Source organism: Novosphingobium sp. Chol11 (assembly GCF_900218065.1).
Lineage (GTDB): Bacteria > Pseudomonadota > Alphaproteobacteria > Sphingomonadales > Sphingomonadaceae > Sphingobium > Sphingobium agri.
On the sequence record NZ_OBMU01000001.1, the window covers coordinates 2,526,641 to 2,553,428 of the forward strand.

Consider the following 26,788-nt stretch of genomic DNA (forward strand, 5'->3'; position numbering starts at 1 on the left):
CATGCTGCCCTTCGCGCGCGTCACCATCATCGGCCTTGGCCTCATCGGATCGAGCCTGGCGCGGGCGATCCGCGAATATATGCCGACGGTGCGCGTAACCGGCCATGATGCCGACGCGCGCGTGCGGGAGATCGCGCGCGCCATCGACCTGTGCGACGATGTCACCGACACGGCGGGCGCGAGCGTGACGGATGCGGATCTGGTCGTCCTGTGCGTTCCGGTGAGGGCGATGGGCGCGGCGGCTGCGGAAATTGCGGACGATCTGCCTGCCGACGCGATCATCAGTGACGTGGGATCATGCAAGGCCGATGTGCTGGCGCAGCTGAGCGGCGCTCTTCCGGGGCGCATGATCATCCCGGCGCATCCTGTCGCGGGCACCGAAAATAGCGGGCCGGAAGCGGGGTTTGCCAGCCTGTTCCGGGGGCGCTGGTGCATCATCACTCCGCCCGCCGATGCCGATCCCGTGGCGGTCGAGCGCGTCTCTGAACTGTGGCACCGGATCGGTGCGGACGTGGAAATGATGGACCCGCAGCATCATGACCTGGTGCTCGCGGTGACCAGCCACCTGCCGCACCTTATCGCCTATACGATCGTCGGCACGGCCAGCGACCTGGAGGATGTCACCCAGTCCGAGGTGATCAAATATTCGGCCGGTGGCTTTCGCGACTTCACCCGTATCGCGGCGTCGGACCCGACCATGTGGCGGGACGTGTTCCTGGCGAACAAGGACGCGGTGCTGGAGATGCTGCAACGCTTTTCGGAAGACTTGTCAGCGCTGCAGCGGGCGATCCGCTGGAACGACGGTGACACGCTGTTCAACCTGTTCACGAAGACGCGGGCGATCCGCCGGTCCATCATCGAACAGGGACAGGATGATCCAAAGCCGGACTTCGGGCGATCGCATTAGGCGGCGCTCGACAGCGGATTAAGCGCGTTGATCGCGGCATGGACGCGGGCTTCGGCCTCCCGGCGATCAAGGCCTGTGGGCACGACATCCCCGACCTTGTAGGTGATGATGCCAGGGCGCTTCATGAATTTGCCGCGCGGTGACAGGCGGCCGCTGTCCACTGCGATGGGCACGACCGGCAAGGCGAGCAGGGAATAGAGCCCGGCGAAGCCAGCACGCAGCGGCGGGCTTTCCCCATGGGGCACCCGCGTTCCCTCCGGGAAAAGGCAGACTGCGCGCCCCTGGTCAGTTGCCGCACGCGCGGCGGCGCGCAAAGTCCGCAAGGCGCTGGCCCCCGCGCTGCGCTCGACCGGGATCAGGCCGTAGAGCCGCGCGATCCGTCCCCATAACGGAATATCTAGCAACTCGCGTTTAGCGGCGATCACTGGCCGATCGAAGACGCACAGCAGATCGATTGTCTCAAACATCGACTCATGCTTGACGATGTAGAGATAGCGGCCTTCGGGCAGGTCGCCGACGATGCGTATCTTCTGCCCCAGCAGCCATCTTGTGCAAAAGCGGTGAAAGCGGCTCCATGCCGTCGCGATCACCTGAACCCCGGCAGGCCATGGCCACGCCACCAGCAGCGCGGAAAGGACCAGCAGCAGCGATCCACTGTAAAAGACCAGCATGAAGGCGAGCGAACGGAGGGCAGTGATCATGGCGCCGTCCTTCTAGATGCCGACGAGCGCGGCGGCACGGCGGAGCAGATATTTATTATATTCCCGCATCAACATGGTTAGGCTGGGCCGGCTGGGCACGGCGTCATAGATGATTGTCAGCTTGTTCGGCACCGCCTGGCGCAGTTCCAGTGCTGCGCGGCGCATGTGCCAGTCAGTCGTGATCAAGCGGACGGTGCGAAAATGCCGCCGCTCGAGCCAATGAGCCGTCTCGATCGCGTTGGAGCGTGTGTCGATGGCTTCGCGGCCAAGGGTGATGCAGCAGGAAAACAGCCGCTCGGGCCGGTCATATTGCGCCGCCAGTTCGGCAGGTCGCACGGAACGGTCGACGCCGGATATCAGCATGCGCTTCGCAGCGCCCTCCTCCAGCAGGGCGAGGCCCCGATCGATCCTGCCAGCACCGCCGGTCAGCACGACGATGGCATCGGTCGGACGACCGTCGAGCGGCTGCGGCAGGAAGATTGCGAACCAGGCGAAGCCAAGCATCCAGGCAAGAAGCGAGACAGCGAACAGGCGGACGATCATAGCAGCCGCCCCAGCGATCGCAGCACAGTCCAGCGCGCGGCAAGCGTCGAAAGAAGGACACCGCCGATGGGCAGCAGGGCAAGGATCAGCCAGCTGGTCCAGGGGAGGCTGATCGCCGCGAGCAGGTCAGAACCGGTGGCGGCGAGGCGCGTGCCCAGCAGGATGATGACGAGCAAGGCGGTAACGAACCCGAGCAAGCCGCCGAAAAGAGCATCAAGGCCGATGCGCCGCTGGAAGAGCCGGGCGATCTGAACATCGGTGGCGCCCATCAGGTGCAGCACGTCGATGGTGCCGCGATGGCTGTCATGCGCCGCGCGGGCCGCAAGGACGACAATGGCGGCGGTGGCGAGCGCCATCAGCAGCACGATCCCGGCCGCCAGGCTGCCAAGAGCGGTGAGGAGGCTGCCGAGCGGCCGGAGAAATGCCGCATGCGGCTCCACGCGGATGCGAGGCGAAAGGGCGGCAAGGACGCGGTTCAGACGCTGAACCTTGGCCGCCGTCGCTCCGGGCGTGAGCTCGACGTCGATCAACGCAGGGATGGGGAGGTCGCCGTCGGCGGCATCCTGGCCGAGCCATGGCCTGATCTGATCGGCAAGCGTGGCGGGGTCCACCGGACGGACCGCGCGAACGTCGGGCGATTTGCGGAGGAGACGCGCAGCAGCGCCGCTCAGCTCCTCGCGCCGGTCGGCATTGGCCTCCACGATCTGGATCGTGGCGCGACCCGCAAGGTCCGCACCCACGGATTGAACGGCCGCGGCAAGGCCAAGGCCGGATGCTGCCGCAAGCACGGTCAGGAACATCATGATCGCGATGACCCAGGGCATGGGCCCGGCAACGCGGCCTTCGGGCAGCAGCCGATGACGCGCGGCGGCAGCAGCGCGGCGGTCCGCGCCCGTCATGATACTGCCACGCCTTGCGGCCGGGGCGGATAACGCAGCGCTCCGGTTGGGTCCGACAGGCGCCCCTTGTCCAGCCGCATCATCTGTGCGCCCTGAACCTGACCTATGAGCGGCAGGTCGTGGGTGGCAACCACGATCGTTGTCCCAAGCCGATTGAGCGCCTCGAACAGGGTCAGCAGGCGGCGGGCCATGTCGGCGTCGACGTTCCCGGTGGGTTCGTCGGCGACGAGAATTTCGGGGCGGGCGATGACGGCGCGGGCAATGGCGACGCGCTGTTGCTCTCCGCCCGACAAGGTGGCCGGACGCGCCTGCCCGCGATCGCCAAGGCCGACCCAGTTGAGCATTTCGGAAACGGATGCGTCGATCTCGCTCTCCGCCATGCCTGCGACGCGCAGGGGCAAGGCGATATTGTCATAGGCGGACAGGTGAGACACCAGCCGGAAATCCTGAAAGACCACGCCGATGCGCCGACGGAAGCCGGGCAGGCGCTTGCGGGGCAGCGTCACCACATCCTCACCGAACAGGCGAATGACGCCCCGGCTCGGCCGCTGGGCGAGGTAGAGCAGCTTCAGAAGGGACGTCTTGCCCGCGCCCGAAGCACCGGTGAGGAAATAGAAGCCACCGCCATGGAGGGAGAAGCTGACGTCGGACAGCGTCTCGCTATCCAGACCATAGCGCAGGCCGACATTTTCGAACTGTACGATCGCCGACATGCCTTGGTTGATGCGCCCGCGCGCTCCCTGCTTCCCCTGCCATGCAGCCATGGCACAGGGGGCGGGCTGGCGTAAAGCCCAAGGCGTTGCAAACCGCCGAGTCGCGCCATCTTCGGCCCTGCCCTTCAATGCCGCTTGCCCTCGAGTCAAAGCCATGCCTATGAAGCGTCATGATCCTGGTGTGTCCCAATTGCGCCACGCGCTATATTGTGCCGGACAGCGCCGTCGGCCCCAATGGCCGCCAGGTTCGCTGCGCCTCCTGCAAACATAGCTGGTTCCAGGAAGGGCCAGTCTTGGCGCCCAGGGAAGAGGCCATGGTGGAGGCGCACGCGCCGGTTGCTGCCGAAGCACCTCCCGCCCCGCCTCCCCCTCCACCCGTGTCAGCCCCGGCACCCACCGCTCCTGCGCCTGTCGAGACGGAGGCTGATCCACAGCCTGTGGAAGAGGCAGCCCCGGCACCCGCGCCCAAGCCCTTCACGGCGGCTGCTCCGGTCATGGCGGCAGCGCAGAGCGACAATCGGGTCGACGACATCTATGGCCGCGTGCGGGAGGATGCTGAGGAACCCTCCGCCGCCCCGGTGAAGCCACGCCGCAACAGGCTGAAGCTTTGGACCTATGCAGCGGTGCTGTTCTGCCTAATGATCGGCGGTGTCGGCGGCGCGCTCTGGTATTTCGGAACGCCGAGCTGGGCCGTCAATCTGGGCCTGGTGTCCGAGGAAGGCGATCCTGACCTGCTCTTTTATCTTTCCAAGCCTGCCGAACGCCGGAAGCTGCCGACCGGCGAAGAATATTTCGCGTTCGGCGCGCGGATCGTAAACAGTGGGAAGGAGACCCTGCCGGTGCCACCGGTGCTGGTGCAGTTGCGCGACCAGCAGAACCGGCTGGTGTTCAGCTGGACGACGAAGGCTGACCGCACCAGCCTGAAACCGGGTGAAGAAGCGTCGATCAACGAGAGCCGGATCGATATTCCCAAGAATGCCGAGAATTTGTCGCTGACTTTCGTGCAGTAACGCGCCGCTGCGTAGGCCTTATTTGGCAGGACAGAACCGAACCGCCGGCCCGTTCGCCTGAGCCTGTCGAAGGGCTTCTCTTAAAATAGGGAAGAGGCTTCGAAAGGCTGAGTCCGAACGGAGGATGGGTTTCGTTGCTTTCCTACGGATAGCTCACCGTCTTTGGCCGCCCCTGCGGGATCGGAATGAACTCCTGATCATCTCCCGGGATCAACGGGAAGCGCATCGCTTCCCAATCCTCGCGCGCCTGGAAAAGGCGGTCCTTGGAGGATGAAACGAAGTTCCACCATACATGGCGCGCCGTCTGGAAGGCCTCACCGCCGCAATACATCACCCGGCCGCCATCGACGCTCATCAACGTGGCGCGGGTGCCGGGGCGCAGCACGTAAAGTGTCTGCGGCAATAGCGGCACCCCATCGATCGCTGCGTCTCCACCAGCGACATAAAGGGCACGCTCATCAGCGTCGGCATCGATCGGGACGCTGCCGCCCGGCATCAGCTGGATATCGGCATAGATGGTGTCGGCATAGGTGGTGACGGGCGAGCTAGCACCCCAAAGACTTCCCATGATGACCCGCGCATTGGCCCGACCGCAATCGATGACCGGTAGCCCGCCCTCGCTGACATGTTCAAAGGCAGGCGCCATTTCCTCGACGCCGTCGGGAAGCGCCAGCCAGGTCTGGATGGCCGAGAGCTTGGACTCCCGCGCACGGTCGCTGTCGGGCGAGCGTTCGGAATGGACGATGCCACTGCCTGCGGTCATCAGGTTGATCGCGCCCGGCTCTATCAGCTGTTCGGTGCCCAGCGAGTCCCGATGGAGAAAGGCGCCCTCGAACATGTAGGTAACGGTCGCAAGGTTGATGTGCGGATGGGGGCGCACGTCGATGCCCTGCCCCGCGCCGATCCTCGCTGGCCCAGCCTGATCGAAGAAGATGAAGGGGCCTACCATCGTCCGGCCCGGCGCAGGCAAGGAGCGGTGGACGCGGAAATCACCCAGGTCGTGCGTGGTCGGCGTGATCGTCTGAATGATGAGGTCGTCTGGCTTCATATAGTGTCCCCTGATCAGGCTTCGCCGGGCGCACGCGCCTTGATCGCCAGCGCGTGCACCTTGTCGCGGAGCAGGTCGGCCAGCGCCGTGCTGACCAGCCGCTGCCGCGCGACACGATTCTTGCCCGCAAATTCAGCCGAGACGATCTCCACCGTAAAGTGGCTTTCGCCCGATCCATCATGTCCGGCGTGGCCGCGATGCATTTCGCTGTCGTCGATCACGGCGAGTTGCTCTGGTGACAGGGCGGCGCGTAGCCGCTGCTCAATCTCTGTGGCCACCGGGCCTTTCAGTTGGGTGCTCATCGCACCTATATAGGCCCTTTGTTCCACCATGCATCAGGGCAAATTTGTCTACCGATCCCTTCTCGACCCGTCGTTTCAACCGCTTCCATGGCCGCGTGGAGAGCGATCGCCCTTGCGCGGTCGAAGGATGCGCCGAACCGGGCGAGTTTCGCGCGCCGCCATTGGAAGGCGGGCGGCCGAACCAGGAAGGTCCGCGCTGGCGCTGGCTGTGCCTCGACCATGTGCGGGAGTTCAACCAGGGCTATAATTTCTTCACCGGCATGAGCCCCGATGAGATCGCCGCCGCACAACGCCCCTATGCAGGGTGGGAACGGGAAACGCGCGCCTTTTCATCGAACGCCGCCAGCCCGCCGCCCAAATGGTCGGACTTCCAGGACCCGCTCGACGCGATCGGCGCCAAGTTCAGGGAGCGGGTGGCAAAGGCGCGGGCCGACAACCAGATGCGGCAGGACGGCAAATTCCTGTCCAACGACGATCGCAAGGCGCTGTCCGTGATGGGATTGCCCGTTGATGCGGATCGCAAGGCGTTGCGGCAGCGTTATACGGAGCTGCTGCGGCGCTATCATCCCGATCACAATGGCGGCGACCGCAGCCACGAAAGCGCCCTGCAGGGCGTGATCGAGGCCTATGGCCTGCTGCGCAAGGCGCCTGCCTTTGTCTGAGCGGGCAGTCCGCGCCGCGCCGATTGGCTACTCGACACCGGCCTTCGCCTTACGTTAGGGCGGAGGAGACCGAACAGAAAGAAGACCGATGACCGACATTCCGAACGTCCAGCCCGATACACGATCAGAGACGCTGCTGGCCGCGCCCGACCGTGAGGTCGATGCACGCGAGACGTTCGGTGTCGACGTCGACATGAAGATCCCGGCCTTTTCCGAAGCGGACGAGCGGGTGCCTGATCTTGATCCCGCCTATGTGTTCGATCCGGATACGACGCTCGCGATCCTGGCGGGCTTTGCCTATAACAGGCGCGTCATGGTTCAGGGCTATCATGGCACGGGCAAGTCCAGCCATATCGAGCAGATCGCCGCGCGCCTCCGCTGGCCCTGCATCCGCATCAACCTCGACGCGCATATCAGCCGCATCGACCTTGTCGGCCGCGACGCCATCGTGCTGCGCGACGGGCAACAGGTGACGGAATTCCGCGAAGGCTTGCTGCCATGGGCGTTGCAGCGCCCGGTAGCGTTGGTGTTCGACGAATATGATGCCGGGCGTCCCGATGTGATGTTCGTGATCCAGCGTGTACTGGAAACCGACGGCAAGATGACGTTGCTGGACCAGAATCGCGTCATTCGGCCCAACCCGCATTTCCGCCTGTTCGCGACCGCCAACACGGTGGGCCTGGGCGACACGACCGGCCTTTACCATGGCACACAGCAGATCAACCAGGGACAGATGGACCGGTGGAACCTGGTCGTGACGCTGAACTATCTACCCGCTGCGACCGAGGCGCAGATCGTGCTCGCCAAGTCGGGCGAATATGATCATGAGGGCGGCCGCAAGGAAGTCGAGAATATGATCAAGGTGGCGGAGCTTACCCGCCAAGGCTTCATCAACGGCGACATTTCGACCGTGATGAGCCCCCGCACCGTCATCAGCTGGGCGCAGAACGCGCTCATCTTCAAGAATGTCGGCTTCGCCTTCCGCCTGTCCTTCCTCAACAAATGTGATGAGGCGGAGCGGCCGCTGGTGGCGGAATATTATCAGCGCGTGTTCGGCAAGGATCTGCCGGAAAGCGTCGCCCACCGGGCGGCGTGACGCGATGATCGTCGTCGAGCGTATCGCGCCGGATGGCAGCGCGCACCGGGTCAACATCCGGGGCCATGAGCTGATCGTCGATATGACGCCGCCCGATGGGCATGATGCGGGGCCCGATCCGCATGATCTGTATGATTCGGCGTTGGGCGCATGCAAGGCCATGACGATGCTTTGGTATGCGCAGCGGAAGGGCATTCCGGTCGAGGACATCCATGTCGGCGTCGTCCGGGACGCCAGCGAGGAACGGGACGGCATCTACCGGCTTACGACGCGGATCGCGCTTGGCGGGCCTTTGACGCAGGAGCAGCATGATACACTGATCGGCGTCGCCGCGCGCTGCCCCGTTCACAAGCTGATGAGCGATGTGGAGACACGGATCGAAACCGTCGCCGTGCCGCCTGTCGGCGAGGCTGAGCGGCCGTGACGGAGACCATCGCTCCGGTTGGCCCCGGCCGCCGCCTGCCGCTGGAGCGCGCGTTCAACCTGCGCGATTTCGGCGGCTATGCGACTGCCGAGGGGCGCGTCGTCCGGCGAGGCATGTTGTTCCGGTCGGGCACCATGGCACTGCTGAGCGAAGCGGACGCGGCGCATCTGCGTTCGCTCGGCATCCAGGCGATCTGTGATTTCCGGCGAGGCAATGAACGGAGCGCGGAGCCGACGCTCTGGCATGGAGCGGAAGTCGATTATTTCTGCCGCGACTATAGCGAAAGCAGCGGCGTCCTGGGCGAGATGCTGAAGCGCAAGGACGCGACCGCGCAGGACATGCGTCACGCGATGATTGCGCTGTATCGCGCCATCCCGCTGGACCATGCCGCATCCTATCGCGCGATGTTCGCTCAGATCCTGGCCGGACGCGTGCCGATCATCATCAACTGTTCGGCGGGGAAAGACCGCACTGGTGTCGGCGCTGCGTTGATATTGGCAGCATTGGGCGTGCCGCGGGAAACGATAGTCGATGACTATTTGTTGACCAATGAACATGCCGACTGGGATTGGCTGCTGACCCAACGCAGCACGCTGGTCGCGCGGGCATGGTCGGCACGGGCCGAGGCGCTGGAGCCATTATTGACCGTGGATGAAGCGTATCTCGACAGCTTTTTTGCCGAGCTGGACAGCAGCCATGGCGGCATCGAGGGCTATCTGACTGGTCCTTTGAAGATGGACGAGGGCGCGCGGCAGCTGCTGCGAGAAAGGCTGCTCGACTGATGGCGGAGCGTTCGCCCCTGGATGCTTTCAAGGACGTGCTGTCCGGCGCGGCCCGGTCGATCGCGCGCGATGCGGAGGTCGAGGTCGGCTTTACCGCGGACGCCCCGCATATGGCGGGCAAGGCGATCAAGGTGCCGACGCCCGGCCGCAACCTGCCCCCCGACCAGGTCGCGCTCGCCCGGGGCTTTGCCGACGCCAATGCGCTGCGGCTGCGGCATCATAATCTGAAGCTGCATGCCAACGCTGCGCCAGCCGACGCCACCGCGCGCGCCGTCTATGACGCGGTCGAGCAGGCGCGTGTGGAGGCTATCGGGTCGCGGGCGATGGAAGGCGTGCGGGCCAACCTCAACCATGCGCTGGAGTTGCGGCTGAAGTCCGATCCGCTGCGCCGGGCACGCTCTGCCGATGAAGTGCCGCTGTCGACAGCGCTCGCGCTCAAGGTGCGTGAGCGGCTGACCGGCCAGGCTATCCCAAAGGATGCGACCGGTGGCATGGCCATGGTCGATGCCTGGATCGAGGAGAAGGCAGGCGCCGACCTTGATGCGCTGGGCCTCGCCATCGACGACCAGCGCGCTTTCCAGAAGCTCGCCCAGGCGATGCTGGAGCATCTTCAGCTGGTCGAAAGCGACGCGCCGCCCCCCACCGACGAAGAGGAACCGCAGGACGAAGGCGAGGACGAGGAAGAGCAACAGGAAGAAGGCGATTCGGGCGAAGAGGAGTCCGGCGACAGCGACATGAACGCCGAGGCGCGGGCCGAGGACAAGGGCGGCGACACCGAAGAAGGTGAAACCGAATATAGCGACGATTTCGACGCCGACAGCGACCAGGGCGCCGACGACATGGGCGATGAGGGCATGATGCCCGTCCGGCCCAACCGGCCGATGTCCGATCTGCCGCCGGGCTTCGACTACAAGCCCTATACGATCGCGCATGACGAGATCGTCACCGCCGATGATTTGTGCGACGAGGATGAACTCAATCGCCTGCGCGGCTTCCTCGACCAGCAGCTGGTGAGCTTGCAGGGGGCCGTCACCAAGCTCGCCAACCGGCTGCAACGCCGGTTGATGGCGCAGCAATCCCGGTCATGGGACTTCGATCAGGAGGAAGGGCTGCTGGACGCTGCCCGGCTCGCGCGGATCGTGATCGATCCTACCCGGTCCCTCTCCTACAAGGTCGAGCGGGACACGGAATTTCGCGACACGGTGGTGACACTGCTGATCGACAATAGCGGCTCCATGCGTGGACGGCCGATCAGCATCGCGGCGATCAGCGCCGATATCATGGCGCGCACGCTGGAGCGCTGTGGCGTCAAGACGGAGATATTGGGCTTTACCACGCGCGCCTGGAAGGGCGGACAGAGCCGGGAGGATTGGCTCGCGGCCGGACGCCCGCCGATGCCGGGGCGGCTCAACGACCTGCGCCACATCATCTACAAGAAGGCGGACGAGCCCTGGCGGCGGGCGCGACGCAACCTTGGCCTGATGATGCGCGAGGGGCTGCTCAAGGAGAATATCGACGGTGAGGCGCTGCTCTGGGCGCATCAGCGGCTGATCGCGCGTAATGAGGAACGCCGCATATTGATGGTGATTTCCGATGGCGCGCCGGTCGATGATTCGACGCTGTCGGTCAACAGCGGCACCTATCTTGAGCGCCATCTGCGGCAGGTGATCGAATGGATCGAGAACCGGTCTCCGGTACAGCTGGTCGCGATCGGCATCGGGCATGACGTGACCCGCTATTACCGGCGCGCCGTCACCATCATGGATGCCGAACAACTGGGCGGGACGATGGTGGAGCAGCTGGCTGGGCTGTTCGACGAAGATTAGCAGGTCGATCAGCCGCCCGGCTGCGTTCATCCCTTGAAATGACCATCGGCGCTCTCGACCTCTTGCAAGGGCATGGGCACGCCTTGCGGAGGAGATTATCATGAGTGTCGCTTTTCGCCGCGAGAGCGACGAGGAACATCTGGAGCCCACATTCGAGATACCGATCCCTCCCGGTCCCAATTGGGTCACGCAGCGAGGATTGCGGCTGACGCGCGAGAAGGTGGAGGCGCTAGAAGCGATCGACACCGCGGCGATGAGCGAGGATGATGCGAAGAAGCATAAGCGCGAACTGCGCTACTGGCGCACGCGGCTGGCCACAGCGGATTTGAGGCCCGTTGCGGATGGCGACGCGGTCAGTTTCGGCGTGTGCGTTACCTATCGGCTCAACGGCCAGAAAAAGACCGTCTCGATCGTGGGGGACGACGAAGCCGACCCCAATGAGAAGCGGATCAGCTTTTCCTCCCCGCTAGCCCGCGCGATGATGGATGCCGAGGCGGGGGAGCAGCTGGATTTCGGTGGAAAAGCCGATGCAGTGGAAATCCTGTCGGTCGAGCCGATCAACGAGGATTGAAGCGCACGTGGGCGCAGAGACATTGCTCTGCGCCCATGGACAAGATGATAGATCAGCCGTTCCGGCCAGCCTCGAACAGGAACCAGGCGCGTTCTTCCGCCTGATCGGTCCAGTCGTCGACAATGCCTTCGGTCGCGTTGTCGCCAGCCTCGGTGGCGGCGGCCTTCGCGGCACGCAGTGATTCGACGAGGCGCAGATTATCTTCCCGCAGTTCGTTCAGCATGTCGGCGGGATTCACATATTCCGCATCATTGTCCTTGAGGGACTGGCGGCGGGCAATGTCGCCGATCGAGCGGAGCGTCGTATTCCCGGTCTTGCGCACGCGTTCGGCAATGGCGTCGGTTACGGCCAGGATCTGCGCCGCCTGCTCATCGAACATCAGGTGGTAATCGCGAAAATGCGGGCCTGAGACATGCCAGTGGAAGTTCTTGGTCTTGAAATAGAGCGCGTAGCTATCCGCGAGCACGCCGTTGAGCGCTTCGGCCACGGACTTGGTGGCGTTGCTGCGCAGGTCGGTGGGAGTCTTGAGATCGGGGGCTGTCATGTCTTGCTCCTGGCTCGGTGAAATGATTTCGCGGGTATAATGATCTGATGCCGATAAGGTGCCATGGCAAGACGGGAATTACCCGCGGAAATGATCGCTTAGACTGATCCAAGCAATCGATCAGCGGCAGCCGGTCAGGCGAGTTGCAAAGCCAGGACGGCGAGTGTCAGGGCGACGACCAGCATCAGTAAGGCGACGCTCACGCGGATGGCTCTGATCGGGCCCGCAGGCAACATCCGTTCCCGCAGCAGGACGACGGGAACAAGCGCGGCCATAACGCCCAGCGTTCCGCCGACCGCTGCCAGGACCGGCTCTGCGGTGCGAGTCGCCAGTCCCACGATCAGGAATTGGGAACCATCACCAAAGCCGAGAATGAAGAGGCCCAGGGCGGCCGTCAGGAAAGGTCCTGTCGGCCAGTCGGCAAGCGGGTCCGGCGCTTTCACCCGCCATAGCAGGCCCACGCCCAGGAACAGCACGGCCAGCGCCAGAAACAGCAGGCGCGCGTCCGCGCTCAGCATCGGCGCGAGGAAGGCACCCGCAACGGCGGCTATGGCCGCGTTGGCGGATGCGGCCAGCATGATCCCGGCGATGATCGCGCCGTCACGCCGAAAGCGGGTCGCCAGGGCCAGCACCAGCAGTTGGTTTTTGTCACCTATTTCAGCAAGGAAGCATCCGAGCAGCGCGGTCAGCAATGCATCCACGGTCAGCGGCGGCTATCAGAGGGAAAGCGTCGGTGCAGACACCGCCAGGGATGCCGGAACAGGCATGGGCAACTGCGGCGCATCAGCCATTTCCGTGGCGATCGCGTCGCGCATCAGATCGAGATAGGACAAGATGACCGGCCCCGTACCCTGCAGCGACAAAGCCGATTGCAGCGTGTCGGCAAGGCCTTCTACGCTGTCGATATGGTAGGCGCGGGCGACATGGCGGATCTGGTCGACTTCGTCACGCAAGCTCGGCAGGCTAACCTGACCACGCTGGCCCGCAAGGCCGTCGACGCGGCGTAGCATGTCGGCGAGAATGGCCAGCATCGGATCGTGTCGCATGGGAAGCTTTCCCCCTGTCCTGTTGCTCCGATGACAAGATGCACCGGAACCGGTTAAGGCCGCGTAAAGTCTAGCATGCAGCCTGCCCCGCTGCCACGCGCGTATTGACATTATCCCGAATCTCCCTCATGGGCGGCTGCTGAAACGGGGCGGCCCTTCACGGGGCCGCTTCTCTTTTTCACGATATTCACGACCAGGAACCAGGGCCATGGCCAAGCCAGCAACTGTCAAGATTCGCCTCGTCAGCTCGGCTGACACCGGCTTCTTCTACGTCACGAAGAAGAATCCGCGCACGAAGACCGAGAAGCTGAGCTTCCGTAAATATGACCCTGTCGTGCGCAAGCATGTCGAGTTCAAGGAAGCCAAGATCAAGTGATCTGACGGCGGGTTTGCCCGCTTGGGTCGATTGACGGCTGAACGAAAAGGCCCGTCCCCTTGTGGGAGCGGGCCTTTCCTTGTTCGCTGCGGGCATTTTGGTCCGCCGCGGACCGAAAAGAGGAGGGGCGTGTATCCCCCCTCCTCTCTTGGCGAAGCTGATCAGTTGCCGACCGGCTGACCATCCGTGCGCGTCACGACGATGGTCGAGGAGCGCGGCTGCTGACCCGCCACCGGCCAATTGCCCGTGGGATGCTGGATGTTGACGAAGAAGGTCTTGAGGTCCGGCGTGTAGGCGATTCCGGTGATCTCGCATCCCAGAGGCCCAACCAGGAAGCGCTTGGACTGCTTGCTGGTCTGATCGACATAGAACATCGCATTATGGCCGAAGGCCTGATCGATGGTCGTGCCGGTGACGCCGGAATTGCCAGGGACGCTGTGATCGGTCTGTACCCAAAGGCGGCCTTGCGGGTCGATGCGGATGCCATCGGGGCTGGAGAAGGTGTCGCCCTTGATGTCGCCCACCAGGTGCTGACCGCCCGAAGAGAGCTTGGGATCGCCCGCCAGCAGGAAGATTTCCCAGGTGAAGGTCATCGCCAGCGGCGAATTGTCTTTTTCCTTGAACTTGATGATGTGGCCGTGAAGGTTGCGCGTGCGCGGGTTGGCCGCATCGGTGACCTGACGGCCGCTATTGTTGGTCAGCGTGCAATAGATCGCACTGTTGTCAGGCGCGACGGTCAGCCATTCGGGACGATCCATCACGGTGCCGCCAGCAACGCGCGCCGCCGCCTTGGTGTTGATCAGCACGTCAGACTGGCTGTTGAAGTTGACGATGACCGGCGCAGGCGGCGTCGTGCTCTGGCTGACATTGCCGGGGTCCGACGCGCCGGGCAGCAGGCCGTTCTGACCCTGCTCCAGCGCCCGCCATTCACCCGTGCCGTCCGCGTTGAAGCGCGCGACGTAAAGGGTGCCATGATCAAGCATGTCGGTGTTGGCCGCGCGGTTCGTCGCGCTGTAGGGGCGGTCGCACACGAATTTGTAGATGCAGCCGGGCGTGCCGTCGTCGCCCATGTAGAATGCGACGCGACGGTTGCTGTCCGTCATGTGCGCGACATTTTCATGATCGAACCGGCCAAGCCCGGTGCGCTTTGTCGGCGCGGCCAGTTCCTGGTAAGGATCGATCTCGACAACCCAGCCATAATTATTCTGCGGTTGCGTCGGGTCGAGATAATTGTCCGTCGATTCCTCGCAGGTCAGATAGGTGCCCCACGGGGTGCGGCCCGACGAGCAGTTGTTCAGCATGCCCTTGATCGTGCCCGACAGCAGGCCTGACCCCCGGCCGCTCGCCTTGTAGCTGCTGTTGCCGGTGTAGCGCTTGTTATAGCGCGAACCCGCATTTACCGCCCATTTGCCATCCGAACCCTTGGCGACTTCGACAACGGAGATGCCGACGCCGGAAAGGGCAAGAGCCTTCTGATCCGCGCTGGCCGTCGCTGCATTATAGCTACCGGAAAAGAGGATGTTGTAGTCAGGCAACTCATGGTTGATGGCGAGCAGCCCGCCGACATTGGGGTCGACGCCCGAAAGTTCGAAATATTCCATTCCGTCATGATTGCCGCCCGCCCATTTTTCCGCGTCGGCAGGGGTTGGGAAGCTGCCCGAATAGGGCGTGCCTGCTTCGACCGAGTCACCAGCCTTCAGCATGACATCCACGGTGTAGCCGTTGGGCACCGTGACGGTGTCATTCTGATTTGCGGCAACCGGTGCAAAGGCGATGGCGTAGCTGGGCGCGGGGGCCGGAGTCGGCGTAGGGCTGGGCGTGGGGCTCGGCGACGCGGAATCATCGTCATCATCCCCGCAGGCAGCCAAAGCGCCCATCATCGGCAGGATGGAAAGGCCGAGCAGGCCGTTTTTCAACACCGAGCGGCGGCCGGGATTGGCGGCGACGATCGCCTCCAGGCAATTGTCGCCCGCTTCGATCCTGGGTTCTGCATCGCGAAATGGCGCACGCGCCTCGTCGGTGAGGTGAGACATGATTTTACCCTGTTCCAGATCGGACTGTCGGCGGGATGCCGCGTCCTTGAGCCGGGGCTTGGCAGAGGCGCATGTAACCGGCGCTTCACTTCAGGGTCAGGGGCGTGAAATCTCCGTTACGATCAGATGACGATGGCGCCAGCACGTCACAGCAGGGCGTTCACCTGTTCGATGAAGCGCAAGACGGAGATGGGTTTGGACACATAAGCCTGCGCTCCTGCAGCCCTCAGCCGATCTTCATCCCCTTTCCCCGCATAGGCGGTCACCGCCATGACCGGAACGGCAGCAAGCCGTGGATCGCGCTTTAGCGAGACGATGAGGTCGAGGCCACTGACATGAGGCAGATGGATATCGGTGATGACGAGGTCCGGGCGAAACTCCAGCGCCTGCACCACTACGTCGCGCCCGTCACGCAGCGGCAGCACTTCATGACCATGGGCGCGCAGCAGGTCGCAAAAAAGTTTGAGATTGAGTTCGTTGTCCTCGACAACGAGCACGCGCTTTGCCACCAGTCACCCGCGTTAAATGAATGCGCATTCGAAAAGCGCGCTGATACAACCGCCCCTTGCCGAGAATCAATCATGCGTCCCGATAGCCCCGATAGCAAGCGACTTGGCCCGGCCGATGACGAAGACGCCTTGACGCTTGCCCTGATGGCGCTGGCCTGGACGCTGGGCGACGAACAGCGCGCGGATCGGCTGCTCGCGCTCACAGGGCTCGATGCCGATACGCTGCGGGCCGGGATCAACGACAAGATGGTGTTGCGAGCGGTGCTGGACTTTCTGGCTGATCATGAGCCGGACCTGATCGCCTGCGCCGACGCGATCGATACGACGGCCGAGAAGCTGATTGCCGCGCGGCGGGAGCTGGGCCGATGAGCCGCCCGCTGATCATCACCGACTGCGACGAAGTGCTGCTGCACATGGTCGTCCCGTTTCGCGAGTGGCTGGACGAGCATCATGACGTGCATTTCGACATGCGCGAACGCGGCTTTGCCGAGGCGCTGCGCCACAAGGACAGCGGCATCCCGCTGGAGCGTGAGCTTGTCTGGCAACTGCTGGTCGGATTCTTCGATACCGAGATGCATCGCCAGATGCCGATCGCCGGGGCAGTCGAAGCGATCGGCAGGCTGGCCCGCGTCGCCGACATCGTCGTCCTCACCAACATCGGCGAGCGGCATCATCAGCAGCGGGTAGAGCAGCTGGCCTCCCATGGACTGAATTTTCCGGTCCACTGGAATCACGGACCAAAGGGCGCTCCTCTGGCCGCGATCGTCGCCGAGAGGCAGCCCTCGGCGGCCCTTTTCATCGACGATCTCGCTGAACATCATCAATCGGTTGCGGAACATGCACCCGGCGTCTGGCGGTTGCATATGGTCGGCGAACCGGAAATCGCGGCGGATATCGATGCCGCGCCTTTCGCGCATGCCAGGATCGATGGCTGGGCAGCGGCCGAGACGTGGATCAATGAGCGGCTGGCCGAAGGGCCAGCCCCTTCCAATCTTCAATCCCAGATGGAGTCTAAGAAATGAGCGTTGAAGCCCGCCTTGCCGAACTCGGTATCACGCTGCCGGAAGCCGCCGCGCCGGTCGCAGCCTATGTCGCGGCTGTCGAAGCCAACGGCCTGCTCCACATTTCCGGCCAGATTTCCCTTTCGGAAGGGCAATTGATGACAGGCCGCCTCGGCGACGATCGCGAGCTTGATTATGGCGTCAAGGCTGCGCGGGCCTGCGGGCTTAACCTCATCGCGCAGATGAAGGCCGCGCTCGGCAGCCTGGATCGTGTCGAGCGGATCGTGAAACTGGGCGCGTTCATCAGCAGCGCCCCGGGCTTCACCGACCAGCCGAAGGTGGCGAACGGCGCGTCCGAATTGATGGTCGAGGTGTTCGGCGACGCAGGCAAACATGCCCGCAGCGCCGTCGGCGTGCCGGTACTGCCGCTCGGCGCGGTTGTAGAGATCGACGCGGTCGTCCTTGTCCGGCCTGCGGCCTGATCTTTCCTTCCTGACAGCCCGCCCCTTCGCCCATCGCGGGCTGCATGGGGCGGGCGCCAGCGAAAACGGCATGGCCGCATTCAACGCGGCCATCGCGCAGGGATATGGCGCCGAATGTGACGTCCGGCTGAGCCGGGATGGCGTCGCGATGGTTTTCCACGATGCGGCGCTATCCCGGGTGACGGGGGTCGAGGGGGTCGTTGCCGGGCGAACCGCCGCCCAGCTCGAACAACTGAGGCTGGAAGACGGCGGCGGCATTCCCCGGCTGAACACATTGCTGCAAGCATGCGGGCAGGCCGTTCCGCTGCTGATCGAACTCAAGGTGATGGGCCGCAATGTCGCGCCCCTTTGCGCCGCAGTGGCGCGCGATCTGGCGAAGCACCCCGGCGTGCAGGCCGCCATCATGTCCTTCAACCCGATCGCCATGCGCTGGTTCGCCCGCAACATGCCGCAGGCCGTGCGCGGACTGGTGGTGACGGAACAGGGCCAGCCGGGCTGGCGGGGCGCGGCACGGCGCGGCCTTGCACTTTGGGTGGCGAGACCCGACTTTATCGCCTGTGACGTGCGTGACCTTCCTTCCCGTTTTGCTGCCGAGGCGCGCGAGCGCGGGTTGCCCGTGTTGAGCTGGACGGTGCGCACCAAGTCAGAACATGCCGTGGCGGCGGCGCATGCAGACCAGATTATCTTCGAGGTCCCGCGTGACTGAATGCGTGGTGCGGATGGCTGGCGGCGTTGCGGAATTGCCGCGCGAAGAGTGGGATGCCTGCGCCGGGACCGCCAACCCCTTCACGAGCTGGGACTTTCTCGCCGCGCTCGAGCGGTCGGGCAGTGTCGGCACGGGAACGGGCTGGCAGCCTCTGCCCATGCTGATCGATGGTGCAGACGGGCGGATTGCTGCGGCCGCGCCGCTCTATGGCAAGACGCACAGCCAAGGCGAATATGTGTTCGATCATGGCTGGGCGGATGCGTGGGAACGGGCGGGTGGACAATATTATCCCAAGATCCAGCTTGCCGCGCCCTTCTCTCCAGTACCGGGCCCTCGTTTGCTGCTCCGCGATCCGGCTCTCGCCCCCGCCCTGATCGCGGGCATAGAAACGCTGGTCGAACGCAATGATCTCTCGTCCGCCCACGCGACCTTTGTCGAAACGGCGCAGGTGCCATTGTTCGAAGCGGCAGGCTGGCTGATCCGTGAAGATAGTCAGTTCCACTGGATCAATCGCGGCTATGGCGATTTCGACGATTTCCTCGCCAGCCTGTCGAGTGCGAAGAGGAAGAATATCCGCAAGGAACGGGCGCGCGCAGTCGAAGGGCTGGAGATCGTTCATCTGACCGGCGGCGACATTGGCGAAGCGCATTGGGACGCCTTCTGGCACTTTTACCAGGATACCGGATCGCGCAAATGGGGGCGGCCCTATCTGACGCGCGACTTTTTTTCGATGCTGGGCGAAAGCATGGCCGATCGGGTGCTGCTGATGCTGGCGATGCGCAATGACAGGCCGATCGCGGGCGCGCTGAACCTGATTGGCGAAGACGCGCTATATGGCCGCTACTGGGGCTGCGTCGAGGACGTGCCCAACCTGCATTTCGAGCTATGCTATTATCAGGCGATAGACGTTGCCATCGCGCGCGGGCTGGCGCGAGTGGAAGCCGGCGCGCAAGGGGGCCATAAGCTGGCGCGGGGATATGGGCCTGAACCCACCTATTCGGCGCATTTCCTGCCGAACGCATCTTTCCGCCGGGCGGTCGCCGATTTCCTCACCGCCGAGCGCGCGGGCGTGCAGAACGACCGCATCTGGCTTGCCGAACGAGCGCCGTTCCGCAAGCAAGGTTAAAGGATCAGGCGGCGCGGAGTTGGCTGGCGGCGATCCAGGCCCGCGCCTGGCGCTGCGCTTCGGCGATTTCGCGTGCGGTCATTTCCTCGGCGATTTCGGCACGCATGGCTTGCCCCTCCTCGCTGCCGCGCGAGGCCGCCAGATTGAACCATTTATGCGCTTCGATCAGATCGACAGGCATGCCGCCGGTGCCACAGCTATAGGCGACACCAAGCTCGAAACATTCTTCAGCCGATTGCCAGCCTGGCGCCGGGCGGCGGCTTTCCATCAGAAACTGAGCGCTCTTCAGACTATTGGCCATGACCGAATCCCCCTGTGGATTTCGACATAATGGTTTTCGACAGGCGGCACGGTGCACCGGCAGGGGATAAAAAATGGTTAACGCAGATTTGCGGGATGAAACGGCAACCGCCGGAAACAGGGGAGTAGCAAGGTTAATGCGGCTAATTGTCCGATCTATCGCTGGCGTCGCCGCGTCATTGACTTCATAGCCGCGCGATGACCAACCCTTCCTCTCCGGTCGCCGTTCGACAATCGCAAAAGGATATCGGATTTCGCGAGTTCGTGGTGCTGAGCGCCTGTCTGATGGCAATGAATGCGCTGTCGACCGACCCCATGTTGCCTGCTCTGCCGGAGATCGGCAGCGACCTTGGGGTCGCCAACGCCAATGACCGGCAGCTCATCATCAGCATCTATTTCCTGGGGTTAGGCGCAGGATCGCTGCTGTTCGGCATCCTGTCCGACCGGTTTGGGCGCAAGAAGGTGATGGGCGGCGCGCTGGTGCTGTTTGTCCTCTCCACCATCGCATGCGCCGTCGCGCAAAGCTTTTCCCTGCTGCTGATCGGCCGCGCTGCAGCCGGCTTCTTTGCAGGCGCAAGCCGCGTGATTGCGGTTGGTATCATCCGGGACCGGTTCAAGGGCGATGCCATGGCGAAGGTCATGTCGCTGATCCTGGCGGTGTTCATGTTGATACCCGTGGTGGCGCCGAGCTTTGGGCAGGCGATTCTCTGGTTCGCGCCTTGGCGGTGGATTTTCTGGATTCTCGCCATCCAGGCCGCGCTCATCCTGATCTGGATGGTCGTCCGCATGCCCGAGACGCTGGCGCCGGAAAACAGGCTGCGCATGAGCCCGTCGACGATCTTTCGCACTATTGGCTCCGTACTCACCAACCGCAGTGCTGCGGGCTATATGCTGGCGAGCGGCGTGGTGATGAGCGGGCTGATCGGCTTCATCCTGTCGGTGCAGCAGATTTTCTTCGACATTTTCGACGCCAGGTCATTTTTCCCCATCGCCTTCGCGGTGATGGCTGGAAGCATGGGGGTCGGCAGTCTGCTGAACAGCCGGCTCGTGTCGCGATTTGGCGCGCGGCGGTTAAGCCAGGGCGCGGTGATTTCCATGATCGTGACGAGCGCTATCCACCTGGGCGTGATCGCGTCCGGCCATGAAAATATGATCAGCTTCATGGTCTTTCAGTCGGCCACGATGATGGCGGTCGCCTTCACGGCTTCCAACTTCGGCTCGATTTCGATGGAGCCATTCGCCAAGGGAGCGGGCGCAGCCTCTTCCTTTCAGGCTTTTTTGACGACGGCGCTGTCCAGCGCCTTGGGCAGTGTCGTTGGCCGCGCCTTTGACGGAACGACGCTGCCGCTGACCTTAGGCATGCTGATATTCGGTGTCGCGGCGCTGCTGATCGTCGCCTTTGCCGAGCGGGGCAAGCTTTTCACGCGCCCGCGCCATGATGCGCTTCGCGAAGTGGAGTTCGACACCGTTCATTGAAAAAGAGGCGGCGGATCGAACCGCCGCCTCGTTGAATACCCTCAGGCCTCCCGCCCGCCCGGAGTTGGAGCACCGGGCAATGGTGGCACTGGCTGCGGCGGGACATCGGCATCCTGCTCGTGCGTTTCCACCAGGCCGCGCGCCACATGGCTCTTGCGATAGCCGTAGAGGAAATAGAGCAGCAGCCCGACCCCGCCCCACACCGGCAGCACCAGCTGGGCATCGACCGGCAGGTTGAAGAAGAGGAAGAGGCAGCCGACGGTCGCCATGGGCGCGATAAACCAAACGACCGGAGTCCGGAAGGGACGGTGACGATGAGGATCGCGCACCCGCAGTACCAGGACGGCGATCGACACCATGAAGAAGGCGAACAGCGTGCCCGAATTGGAAATGTCCGCCAACTGGCCCACCGGCAGAAGCGCCGCGCCAATGGCGACGAAAATGCCAGTCACGATCGTGACGATGTGCGGCGTCTTGAAGCGCGGATGAATGCTGGCGAGCTTTTCCGGCAACAAACCGTCGCGAGCCATCACGAAGAAGATGCGCGTCTGGCCGAACATCATCATCAAGATGACAGAGGGAAGCGCCAGATTGGCAGCCAGCCCCAGCGCGTTGCCGACTACCGTCCAGTTGATGGACCGCAGCACATGCGCCAGCGCCTCATTGGAGCAGACCAGATCGCCCGCATGCGCAGCCGTAGCGCAGGCTTGGGCGAAGCCGGCCGAACCCGGGGCGACGACTGATCCATCCAGTCCCAGCACCGGCTGGGCACCGATGGCGCCGATCGCGCCTGCAGCAACGAGCAGATAGAAGATGGTGCAGAGCGCAAGGCTGCCGATCAGGCCGATCGGAACGTTGCGCTGCGGATTTTTGGTTTCTTCCGCAGCCGTCGACACGGCGTCGAAGCCCACATAGGCAAAGAAGATGGACGCCGCCGCTCCGACGATGCCCATCCCGCTCGTCCCTTCAGGTCCGAACCAGCCATTAGGTGCGAAGGGCGAGAAGTTTCCCGTGTCAAGAGCGGGCAGCGTCAGTGCGATGAAGGCGGTAAGCGCGGCGACCTTGATCGCGACCAGAACCGCATTGACGCGCGCGCTTTCGGTGGTGCCGACCACCAGCAGGGCCGTCACCGCCAGCGCGACGACGATCGCCGGGATATTGATGACCCCATGCGAAAAATCGGCATGCGGAATGAACCCGTTCATGCTCCACGCGGGGCCCGCAGACAGTGCCTGCGGTAACTCCAATCCCGTCACGCTTTTCATGAGGCCCATGAAATAGCCGGACCAACCGACCGACACCGCGCTCGCGGCGACGGCGTATTCGAGGATCAAGGCCCAGCCCACCATCCAGGCGAGCAATTCACCGACCACCGCGTAGGTGTAGGTATAGGCCGACCCCGATACCGGCACCATGGAGGCGATTTCCGAATAGCAGAGCGCTGCAAAGGCACAGACGGCCCCCGCAATGACGAAGCTCCACATCATTCCCGGCCCCGCCTTTTGCGCGGCGGCGGCAGTCAAAACGAAAATGCCGGTGCCAATGATGGCCCCGACACCCAGAAGCGTTAGCTGTATTGGTCCCAACGTCCGGACCAGGGACTTTTTTTCCGCTGTCGCCAATATGGCGTCCAATGGCTTGATGCGCCCGAAAATCATGCGTGGAACCCTCAGCTATATTTTGTCCCCGAACGGCCTTTGGACCGATCGCTTATGTCGTTGGGTGAAGACTATCGCCTAATGTGGCGCGCGCAAGTATGTTGCGCGGCCTCGGCACATTTGTCCAAAGGAGTCATCGATGATCGAATTGCTGCGCGCTGCCAGCCTGTCGGATGTGCCGCACGGCTTTGCGGGACGGCGTGGCGGTGTGTCGACCGGGGTACACGCGGGGTTGAATGTCGGCCTTGGTTCGGCGGATGAACGCCAGGCAGTCCTTCATAATCGGGACCTGGCAAGGGACGCCCTGCTACCCGGCGCGGCATTGGTCACGGTACGGCAGGTCCATTCGGCGGACGTAGTGACGGTGACTGGCCCGATCGACGAAGACGAACGTCCGGCTGCCGATGCGATGGTGACGAACCGTCCCGGGCTGATATTGGGGATTTTGACCGCAGACTGCGTTCCAGTGTTGCTTGCCGATCGTGAGGCGGGTGTCGTCGGAGCAGCGCACGCTGGCTGGAAGGGAGCGATCGCGGGTGTCACGGACAATACGCTCGCTTCGATGGAGAAGCTGGGCGCCCGGCGCGACCAGATCAGTGCTGCGATCGGGCCGTGCATCGGCCGTGCTTCCTATGAAGTTACCAGCGACTTCGCCCGCCATTTCGAAGAGCAGGACGCGGAAAACAGTCGCTTCTTTTCAACAGGGCGCGAAGGCCATTGCCAGTTCGACATCGCGGCCTATGTGGCGGCCCGCCTCGCTATCGCGGGCGTTGGAAGGGTCGAGATGATGGATGAGGATACCTATAGCCAGCCCGACCGCTTCTATAGCTATCGCCGGTCCTGCCATCGGGCCGAAGCAAGCTATGGGCGACAAATCTCGATGATCGCAGTCGGCTGAGGCCGCGCCGCCGTCAGGTTGGTCAGCCCGGCGGCAATCCCGGGTCTATGCCCGTCAGTTCGATCGAAAGGTCCCAAAGCCGTCGCGCGTCTTCAGCATTGGCCGCCCGCTGCTCGATCCGTGCGGGCCCCGACACGCCCCGCATCTCCCATAGCCCTTGCGGGCCGAAATAGTCGCCACCTTCAGCATGGGGATCTGTGGCCGCTTGAAGCGTTGGCCAGGCTGCCGCTGCCACGGGGTTGAAGAGCGGCCGCACGAACGGAAGCACGGGCTTGGTCCAAGGCGGAAGGTGCCGCATCAGTTCGGTCAGGGACACGCCCGGATGGCAACCGATCGCGCTCACGGGCGCGTGCGCAGCGCGCAGCCGCCGGTTCAGTTCCTGGACGAACAGCAGGTTGGCCAATTTGCTTTGCCCATAATATTGCGTGGCATTGTATGTTTTATCGGCGTTCCAATCATCCCACAGTATCTGGCCGCGGCGATGCGCAATGCTTGAGGTAACCACCACACGCGCGCCCGCAGTCTCGCGAAGCTTCGGCAGCAGCAGGGCCGTCAATGCAAAAGTGCCCAGATGATTGACGCCGAATTGGAGCTCAAACCCTTGAGCCGTGCGGGAAAGCGGCGGGATCATCACCCCTGCATTGTTGACGAGAACATCCAACCGGGGTTCGGCCGCCACTCTTTCGGCCGCAGCGCGAACGCTTGCCAGATCAGCCTGATCCAACAGGATCAGCTCCAGTTCGGCGTCCGGCTTTGCCGCCTTGATTTGCGCAAGCGCTTCCGAACCCCGTCGCGCATCACGGCATGCGAGTAGAACGCGCGCCCCTTTCGATGCCAAGGCTTTGGCCGCTTCGAACCCAATCCCGGTATTGGCTCCGGTAACCAGAAAGGTGCGTCCGCTTTGATCCGGCACTTGGGCATCGGTAAAGGCCACAACAATTCCCCCACTACGCTTCGAACCAGCATTTTGTGGAGAGTTCCGTTTGTGAAGGCAAGGCGGGTCCACGCATCTGAATGATCGGCGGCAATCTCAGATTGCAATCGGGCAGTCAGTTGCCTTGGGCAGCATCTGATGGTGCGGTGAAGAAGCATTGGACATAAATGGCTTCCGGCTTGCCGTTCTCTGGGCCGTAGTAGCAGCTTTGATGGGGTTTCTATTGCACGTCCTAATCAGGCCGGCCGTAAGAAAAGTCCTCGGCAGGAGGCGATGAAAGCTAGTAACTTCAGATGCGGTGATCGACCTCGAGGACTTGTAGAGCGGCATATCCATCGCCGACGTCACCCTCAGCGATTCCCGCGCTTTATCCCTGTCCCGCAGCGATTTTGAACAGGTCCCTGCTAGTCAGCGCATTTCTCACTCACCGGAGTGATGAATAGCGTTCGGGGCTGTCGATAGCCTAGCTACGTGCGACAACGACCCGAACTGCGGGAACACCCTCAGATATTATGTGATGCGGGGGCAATCGCATGCACCGCGAGCTCCTCGGCAGATGTCGCGCCTTTTATTTGCACGATGCCATTCTGCGGTCCGCTACATTCTTATCCACATGGTTGGTCATCTGCTAAAGGGACGGCTATCCCGCCTTGGCTGCGGTGATGATGATTTCTACCTTATAGTCCGGATGGTACAGCTTTACCTCTCCGGTCGCACGGGCTGGAGCCGGAAAGCCAGCGATCCATGTGTCCCATGCCTGATTCATTTCCTCGAAGTCATTGATATCCGCGAGCCAAATCTGCGCCATCAACAAATGGTTCTTGTCGCTTCCAGTCTGTTTCAGCAAAGCATCGATCTCGGCAAGTGCAGCTTGCGTCTGCAAGCCAACGCTTTCCCCAGGCGCGCCGATCTGGCCAGCCAGGTAAATGGTGTCGCCATGAACGACAGCCTCGCTCATGCGCGGACCTGTATCGATGCGGGTGATGGTCATGGCGAGAGGGTTCCTTTTAAATCGTTACAGCGAGGCGACAGCGCCGTCAGATGGCCAAGATGTGCGCTCAGCCGATGTGGCAACCGAGCACTTGCCTTAGCTCGCATGCCTCCGTCTACCCCCGAACTCCCTATTGGCCGCAGCATGAAGATGCATGATGCGGACCTTAAGCGGGAATTACTTGGAAATGGCGGTCGGCGTCAGAACAGGCTCTTCTGCGTCCGTAACTGTTTCACGGCCAATCGCATTGAGTGATGCATCATCTTTTCATGGAAGATCATTCCCTCCTGTTTGCCGGGACGTGCAACCGTGAGGTCACATAAATCAGGGGCAGACCATTAATCGGATAGATTGCGAAGGATCGTCTTCTGGTGATGGAGAGTTGGTGGATGTGTCTCCCAATCTCTTTAGCGGGCTTCCCTCAGCCTGACGCTGATGAAGCTGCTATCGAAGTCGGAGATGGAGAAAGCGGCTTTTCCAGTCCGGTTGGCTCGATCGGCTTCGGAGAACCCGATCGCCGAGATCCTGCAGCATCCGATGTTGGTCCAGAAGTTCGTGAAAGGTCGAAGCGCTGCTCGACACCTTCAATGGAGAGGCCATTCGGGCGGAAGCCGCAACCTCCTGGAGGAGTCATCGGAAAGGATTGGGGTCAATGGGAGGCGCAGCGATGATGGCCCTAGTGGCGAAGCCGCCGCCCTGATGCATCAGCCGAGAGCGTGACGATTTATCCCGACGGCGCTCGTAGTCCCGAGGCGGAGGTTATCGCAAACGTGTGAGATTTGGCGGTGTATACCTTAGACGACAACGCGGCCCTGTGGGCGTCGTATCGGGCTTATGCTGTTGGTTGCGGGAGCAGGATTTGAACCTGCGACCTTCAGGTTATGAGCCTGACGAGCTACCGGGCTGCTCCATCCCGCGCCACCAAAGGTAAAAGGGCGGCTTTATGGGCCGCCCTTTTATGAACTATGTGAATGGGTTTTGTTGTTTCAAAGCGCGAGCTTCAATGCCTGGCGACGCCCTACTCTTCCGGGGCTTGAGCCACAGTACCATCGGCGCAGACTGGTTTCACGGCCGAGTTCGGGATGGGATCGGGTGGGTCACAGACGCTATGGTCACCAAGCAATGAAGCTTGCGCTTTGGGTTTTAATCGATGCCGTGCACTTTGGGTATTTGAGTATCTGGCTTGAGGTGATCACCACATCGCCGACGCTGTTTTCCAGCACT

General features: G+C 62.9%; 31 protein-coding genes, 1 tRNA gene and 1 rRNA gene. 16 read left to right on the forward strand and 17 right to left on the reverse strand.

Annotated features, from left to right (window positions below; translation table 11 throughout):
• Nucleotide 1 precedes the first annotated feature (1 nt).
• Complete coding sequence (locus NCHOL11_RS12540) at nucleotides 2-907, forward strand: prephenate/arogenate dehydrogenase family protein (RefSeq protein WP_097092587.1); 906 nt, start codon at nucleotides 2-4, stop codon at nucleotides 905-907.
• Here NCHOL11_RS12540 and NCHOL11_RS12545 read toward each other — a convergent pair.
• Genes NCHOL11_RS12545 through ftsE form a run of 4 tightly spaced genes read right to left on the reverse strand, consistent with a single transcriptional unit; the run spans nucleotide 904 to nucleotide 3,763 of the window.
• Nucleotides 904-1,608, reverse strand: a complete 705-nt coding sequence (locus NCHOL11_RS12545) for a lysophospholipid acyltransferase family protein (RefSeq protein WP_097092588.1) — start codon at nucleotides 1,606-1,608, stop codon at nucleotides 904-906. The genes NCHOL11_RS12540 and NCHOL11_RS12545 overlap by 4 nt on opposite strands.
• A gap of 12 nt (nucleotides 1,609-1,620) precedes the next feature.
• On the reverse strand, nucleotides 1,621-2,151 hold the full coding sequence (locus tag NCHOL11_RS12550) for a YdcF family protein (RefSeq protein ID WP_097092589.1): 531 nt from the start codon (nucleotides 2,149-2,151) through the stop codon (nucleotides 1,621-1,623).
• Nucleotides 2,148-3,050: a cell division protein FtsX gene (locus NCHOL11_RS12555; RefSeq protein ID WP_097092590.1), complete on the reverse strand. Its 903-nt coding sequence runs from the start codon at nucleotides 3,048-3,050 to the stop codon at nucleotides 2,148-2,150. The genes NCHOL11_RS12550 and NCHOL11_RS12555 overlap by 4 nt, the downstream gene beginning before the upstream one ends.
• Nucleotides 3,047-3,763, reverse strand: a complete 717-nt coding sequence (ftsE, locus tag NCHOL11_RS12560) for a cell division ATP-binding protein FtsE (RefSeq protein ID WP_097092938.1) — start codon at nucleotides 3,761-3,763, stop codon at nucleotides 3,047-3,049. The genes NCHOL11_RS12555 and ftsE overlap by 4 nt, the downstream gene beginning before the upstream one ends.
• A gap of 170 nt (nucleotides 3,764-3,933) precedes the next feature.
• Here ftsE and NCHOL11_RS12565 point away from each other — a divergent pair, with 170 nt between their 5' ends.
• Complete coding sequence (locus NCHOL11_RS12565; RefSeq protein WP_097092591.1) at nucleotides 3,934-4,773, forward strand: MJ0042-type zinc finger domain-containing protein; 840 nt, start codon at nucleotides 3,934-3,936, stop codon at nucleotides 4,771-4,773.
• A 142-nt stretch (nucleotides 4,774-4,915) separates the two neighbouring features.
• Here NCHOL11_RS12565 and NCHOL11_RS12570 read toward each other — a convergent pair whose 3' ends face one another.
• Together NCHOL11_RS12570 and NCHOL11_RS12575 are read right to left on the reverse strand one after the other, a co-directional pair.
• The gene (locus NCHOL11_RS12570) at nucleotides 4,916-5,821 is read right to left on the reverse strand and encodes a pirin family protein (protein ID WP_097092592.1); all 906 of its coding nucleotides are present in this window, start codon (nucleotides 5,819-5,821) and stop codon (nucleotides 4,916-4,918) included.
• A gap of 14 nt (nucleotides 5,822-5,835) precedes the next feature.
• Nucleotides 5,836-6,123 (reverse strand): BolA family protein, encoded by a 288-nt coding sequence (locus NCHOL11_RS12575; RefSeq protein WP_097092939.1) that lies wholly within the window; start codon nucleotides 6,121-6,123, stop codon nucleotides 5,836-5,838.
• A gap of 44 nt (nucleotides 6,124-6,167) precedes the next feature.
• Between NCHOL11_RS12575 and NCHOL11_RS12580 the strand changes: the two genes are divergently transcribed.
• The 6 genes from NCHOL11_RS12580 to NCHOL11_RS12605 all read left to right on the forward strand — a co-directional run bounded on the left by NCHOL11_RS12580 (nucleotide 6,168) and on the right by NCHOL11_RS12605 (nucleotide 11,484).
• Nucleotides 6,168-6,785, forward strand: coding sequence for a J domain-containing protein (locus tag NCHOL11_RS12580; RefSeq protein ID WP_097092593.1), 618 nt, complete (start codon nucleotides 6,168-6,170; stop codon nucleotides 6,783-6,785).
• An 88-nt stretch (nucleotides 6,786-6,873) separates the two neighbouring features.
• A complete protein-coding gene (gene cobS / locus NCHOL11_RS12585) occupies nucleotides 6,874-7,881 on the forward strand; it encodes a cobaltochelatase subunit CobS (RefSeq protein WP_097092594.1) in 1,008 nt (335 codons plus the stop codon).
• A 4-nt stretch (nucleotides 7,882-7,885) separates the two neighbouring features.
• Nucleotides 7,886-8,305 (forward strand): OsmC family protein, encoded by a 420-nt coding sequence (locus NCHOL11_RS12590; RefSeq protein ID WP_097092595.1) that lies wholly within the window; start codon nucleotides 7,886-7,888, stop codon nucleotides 8,303-8,305.
• Complete coding sequence (locus NCHOL11_RS12595; protein ID WP_097092596.1) at nucleotides 8,302-9,087, forward strand: tyrosine-protein phosphatase; 786 nt, start codon at nucleotides 8,302-8,304, stop codon at nucleotides 9,085-9,087. Before NCHOL11_RS12590 ends, NCHOL11_RS12595 begins: the two co-directional genes overlap by 4 nt.
• Nucleotides 9,087-10,913, forward strand: a complete 1,827-nt coding sequence (gene cobT / locus NCHOL11_RS12600; protein ID WP_097092597.1) for a cobaltochelatase subunit CobT — start codon at nucleotides 9,087-9,089, stop codon at nucleotides 10,911-10,913. Before NCHOL11_RS12595 ends, cobT begins: the two co-directional genes overlap by 1 nt.
• Before the next feature lie 100 nt (nucleotides 10,914-11,013).
• Nucleotides 11,014-11,484, forward strand: a complete 471-nt coding sequence (locus NCHOL11_RS12605) for a GreA/GreB family elongation factor (RefSeq protein ID WP_097092598.1) — start codon at nucleotides 11,014-11,016, stop codon at nucleotides 11,482-11,484.
• A gap of 52 nt (nucleotides 11,485-11,536) precedes the next feature.
• On the opposite strand, the gene NCHOL11_RS12610 is transcribed toward NCHOL11_RS12605, so the two are convergent.
• The 3 genes from NCHOL11_RS12610 to NCHOL11_RS12620 form a co-directional block, all read right to left on the reverse strand.
• Nucleotides 11,537-12,028, reverse strand: coding sequence for a Dps family protein (locus NCHOL11_RS12610; protein ID WP_097092599.1), 492 nt, complete (start codon nucleotides 12,026-12,028; stop codon nucleotides 11,537-11,539).
• A gap of 134 nt (nucleotides 12,029-12,162) precedes the next feature.
• Nucleotides 12,163-12,729, reverse strand: coding sequence for a TMEM165/GDT1 family protein (locus tag NCHOL11_RS12615; RefSeq protein ID WP_097092600.1), 567 nt, complete (start codon nucleotides 12,727-12,729; stop codon nucleotides 12,163-12,165).
• 15 nt (nucleotides 12,730-12,744) lie between these two features.
• Nucleotides 12,745-13,074 carry a hypothetical protein gene (locus NCHOL11_RS12620; protein ID WP_097092601.1) on the reverse strand — a complete coding sequence of 110 codons (330 nt, stop codon included), beginning with the start codon at nucleotides 13,072-13,074 and terminating at the stop codon, nucleotides 12,745-12,747.
• A gap of 208 nt (nucleotides 13,075-13,282) precedes the next feature.
• Here NCHOL11_RS12620 and rpmG point away from each other — a divergent pair, with 208 nt between their 5' ends.
• A complete protein-coding gene (rpmG, locus tag NCHOL11_RS12625; protein ID WP_007687342.1) occupies nucleotides 13,283-13,450 on the forward strand; it encodes a 50S ribosomal protein L33 in 168 nt (55 codons plus the stop codon).
• A 161-nt stretch (nucleotides 13,451-13,611) separates the two neighbouring features.
• Here rpmG and NCHOL11_RS12630 read toward each other — a convergent pair whose 3' ends face one another.
• Together NCHOL11_RS12630 and NCHOL11_RS12635 are read right to left on the reverse strand one after the other, a co-directional pair.
• A complete protein-coding gene (locus tag NCHOL11_RS12630) occupies nucleotides 13,612-15,483 on the reverse strand; it encodes a PhoX family protein (RefSeq protein WP_097092602.1) in 1,872 nt (623 codons plus the stop codon).
• 146 nt (nucleotides 15,484-15,629) lie between these two features.
• Nucleotides 15,630-15,992 (reverse strand): response regulator, encoded by a 363-nt coding sequence (locus tag NCHOL11_RS12635; protein WP_176502242.1) that lies wholly within the window; start codon nucleotides 15,990-15,992, stop codon nucleotides 15,630-15,632.
• A gap of 72 nt (nucleotides 15,993-16,064) precedes the next feature.
• Here NCHOL11_RS12635 and NCHOL11_RS12640 point away from each other — a divergent pair, with 72 nt between their 5' ends.
• From NCHOL11_RS12640 to NCHOL11_RS12660, 5 genes are all read left to right on the forward strand, one after another.
• Entirely contained in the window at nucleotides 16,065-16,361 is a 297-nt protein-coding gene (locus tag NCHOL11_RS12640; RefSeq protein ID WP_097092603.1) for a DUF3572 family protein, read from the forward strand.
• Entirely contained in the window at nucleotides 16,358-17,014 is a 657-nt protein-coding gene (locus NCHOL11_RS12645) for a hypothetical protein (protein WP_097092604.1), read from the forward strand. Before NCHOL11_RS12640 ends, NCHOL11_RS12645 begins: the two co-directional genes overlap by 4 nt.
• Complete coding sequence (locus NCHOL11_RS12650; RefSeq protein ID WP_097092605.1) at nucleotides 17,011-17,475, forward strand: RidA family protein; 465 nt, start codon at nucleotides 17,011-17,013, stop codon at nucleotides 17,473-17,475. The genes NCHOL11_RS12645 and NCHOL11_RS12650 overlap by 4 nt, the downstream gene beginning before the upstream one ends.
• 70 nt (nucleotides 17,476-17,545) lie before the next feature.
• A complete protein-coding gene (locus tag NCHOL11_RS12655; protein WP_097092941.1) occupies nucleotides 17,546-18,181 on the forward strand; it encodes a glycerophosphodiester phosphodiesterase family protein in 636 nt (211 codons plus the stop codon).
• Nucleotides 18,174-19,307: a GNAT family N-acetyltransferase gene (locus NCHOL11_RS12660; RefSeq protein ID WP_097092606.1), complete on the forward strand. Its 1,134-nt coding sequence runs from the start codon at nucleotides 18,174-18,176 to the stop codon at nucleotides 19,305-19,307. The genes NCHOL11_RS12655 and NCHOL11_RS12660 overlap by 8 nt, the downstream gene beginning before the upstream one ends.
• A 4-nt stretch (nucleotides 19,308-19,311) precedes the next feature.
• Here NCHOL11_RS12660 and NCHOL11_RS12665 read toward each other — a convergent pair whose 3' ends face one another.
• On the reverse strand, nucleotides 19,312-19,608 hold the full coding sequence (locus NCHOL11_RS12665; RefSeq protein WP_097092607.1) for an SEL1-like repeat protein: 297 nt from the start codon (nucleotides 19,606-19,608) through the stop codon (nucleotides 19,312-19,314).
• Nucleotides 19,609-19,805: 197 nt separating this feature from the next.
• Here NCHOL11_RS12665 and NCHOL11_RS12670 point away from each other — a divergent pair, with 197 nt between their 5' ends.
• Nucleotides 19,806-21,083, forward strand: coding sequence for a multidrug effflux MFS transporter (locus NCHOL11_RS12670; RefSeq protein ID WP_097092608.1), 1,278 nt, complete (start codon nucleotides 19,806-19,808; stop codon nucleotides 21,081-21,083).
• A 41-nt stretch (nucleotides 21,084-21,124) separates the two neighbouring features.
• Here NCHOL11_RS12670 and NCHOL11_RS12675 read toward each other — a convergent pair whose 3' ends face one another.
• A complete protein-coding gene (locus NCHOL11_RS12675; RefSeq protein WP_097092609.1) occupies nucleotides 21,125-22,741 on the reverse strand; it encodes an amino acid permease in 1,617 nt (538 codons plus the stop codon).
• Nucleotides 22,742-22,880: 139 nt separating this feature from the next.
• Between NCHOL11_RS12675 and pgeF the strand changes: the two genes are divergently transcribed.
• Complete coding sequence (gene pgeF, locus NCHOL11_RS12680) at nucleotides 22,881-23,639, forward strand: peptidoglycan editing factor PgeF (protein ID WP_097092610.1); 759 nt, start codon at nucleotides 22,881-22,883, stop codon at nucleotides 23,637-23,639.
• Nucleotides 23,640-23,661: 22 nt separating this feature from the next.
• Here the strand turns inward: pgeF and NCHOL11_RS12685 are convergent, their stop codons facing one another.
• The 4 genes from NCHOL11_RS12685 to rrf all read right to left on the reverse strand — a co-directional run bounded on the left by NCHOL11_RS12685 (nucleotide 23,662) and on the right by rrf (nucleotide 26,684).
• Nucleotides 23,662-24,573: an oxidoreductase gene (locus NCHOL11_RS12685; RefSeq protein WP_217991070.1), complete on the reverse strand. Its 912-nt coding sequence runs from the start codon at nucleotides 24,571-24,573 to the stop codon at nucleotides 23,662-23,664.
• Between the two features lie 640 nt (nucleotides 24,574-25,213).
• Complete coding sequence (locus NCHOL11_RS12690) at nucleotides 25,214-25,564, reverse strand: RidA family protein (RefSeq protein WP_097092611.1); 351 nt, start codon at nucleotides 25,562-25,564, stop codon at nucleotides 25,214-25,216.
• An 841-nt stretch (nucleotides 25,565-26,405) separates the two neighbouring features.
• Nucleotides 26,406-26,482: transfer RNA gene (locus NCHOL11_RS12700), tRNA-Met, on the reverse strand.
• Nucleotides 26,483-26,569: 87 nt separating this feature from the next.
• Nucleotides 26,570-26,684: ribosomal RNA gene (rrf, locus tag NCHOL11_RS12705) — 5S ribosomal RNA — on the reverse strand.
• Between the last annotated feature and the right edge of the window lie 104 nt (nucleotides 26,685-26,788).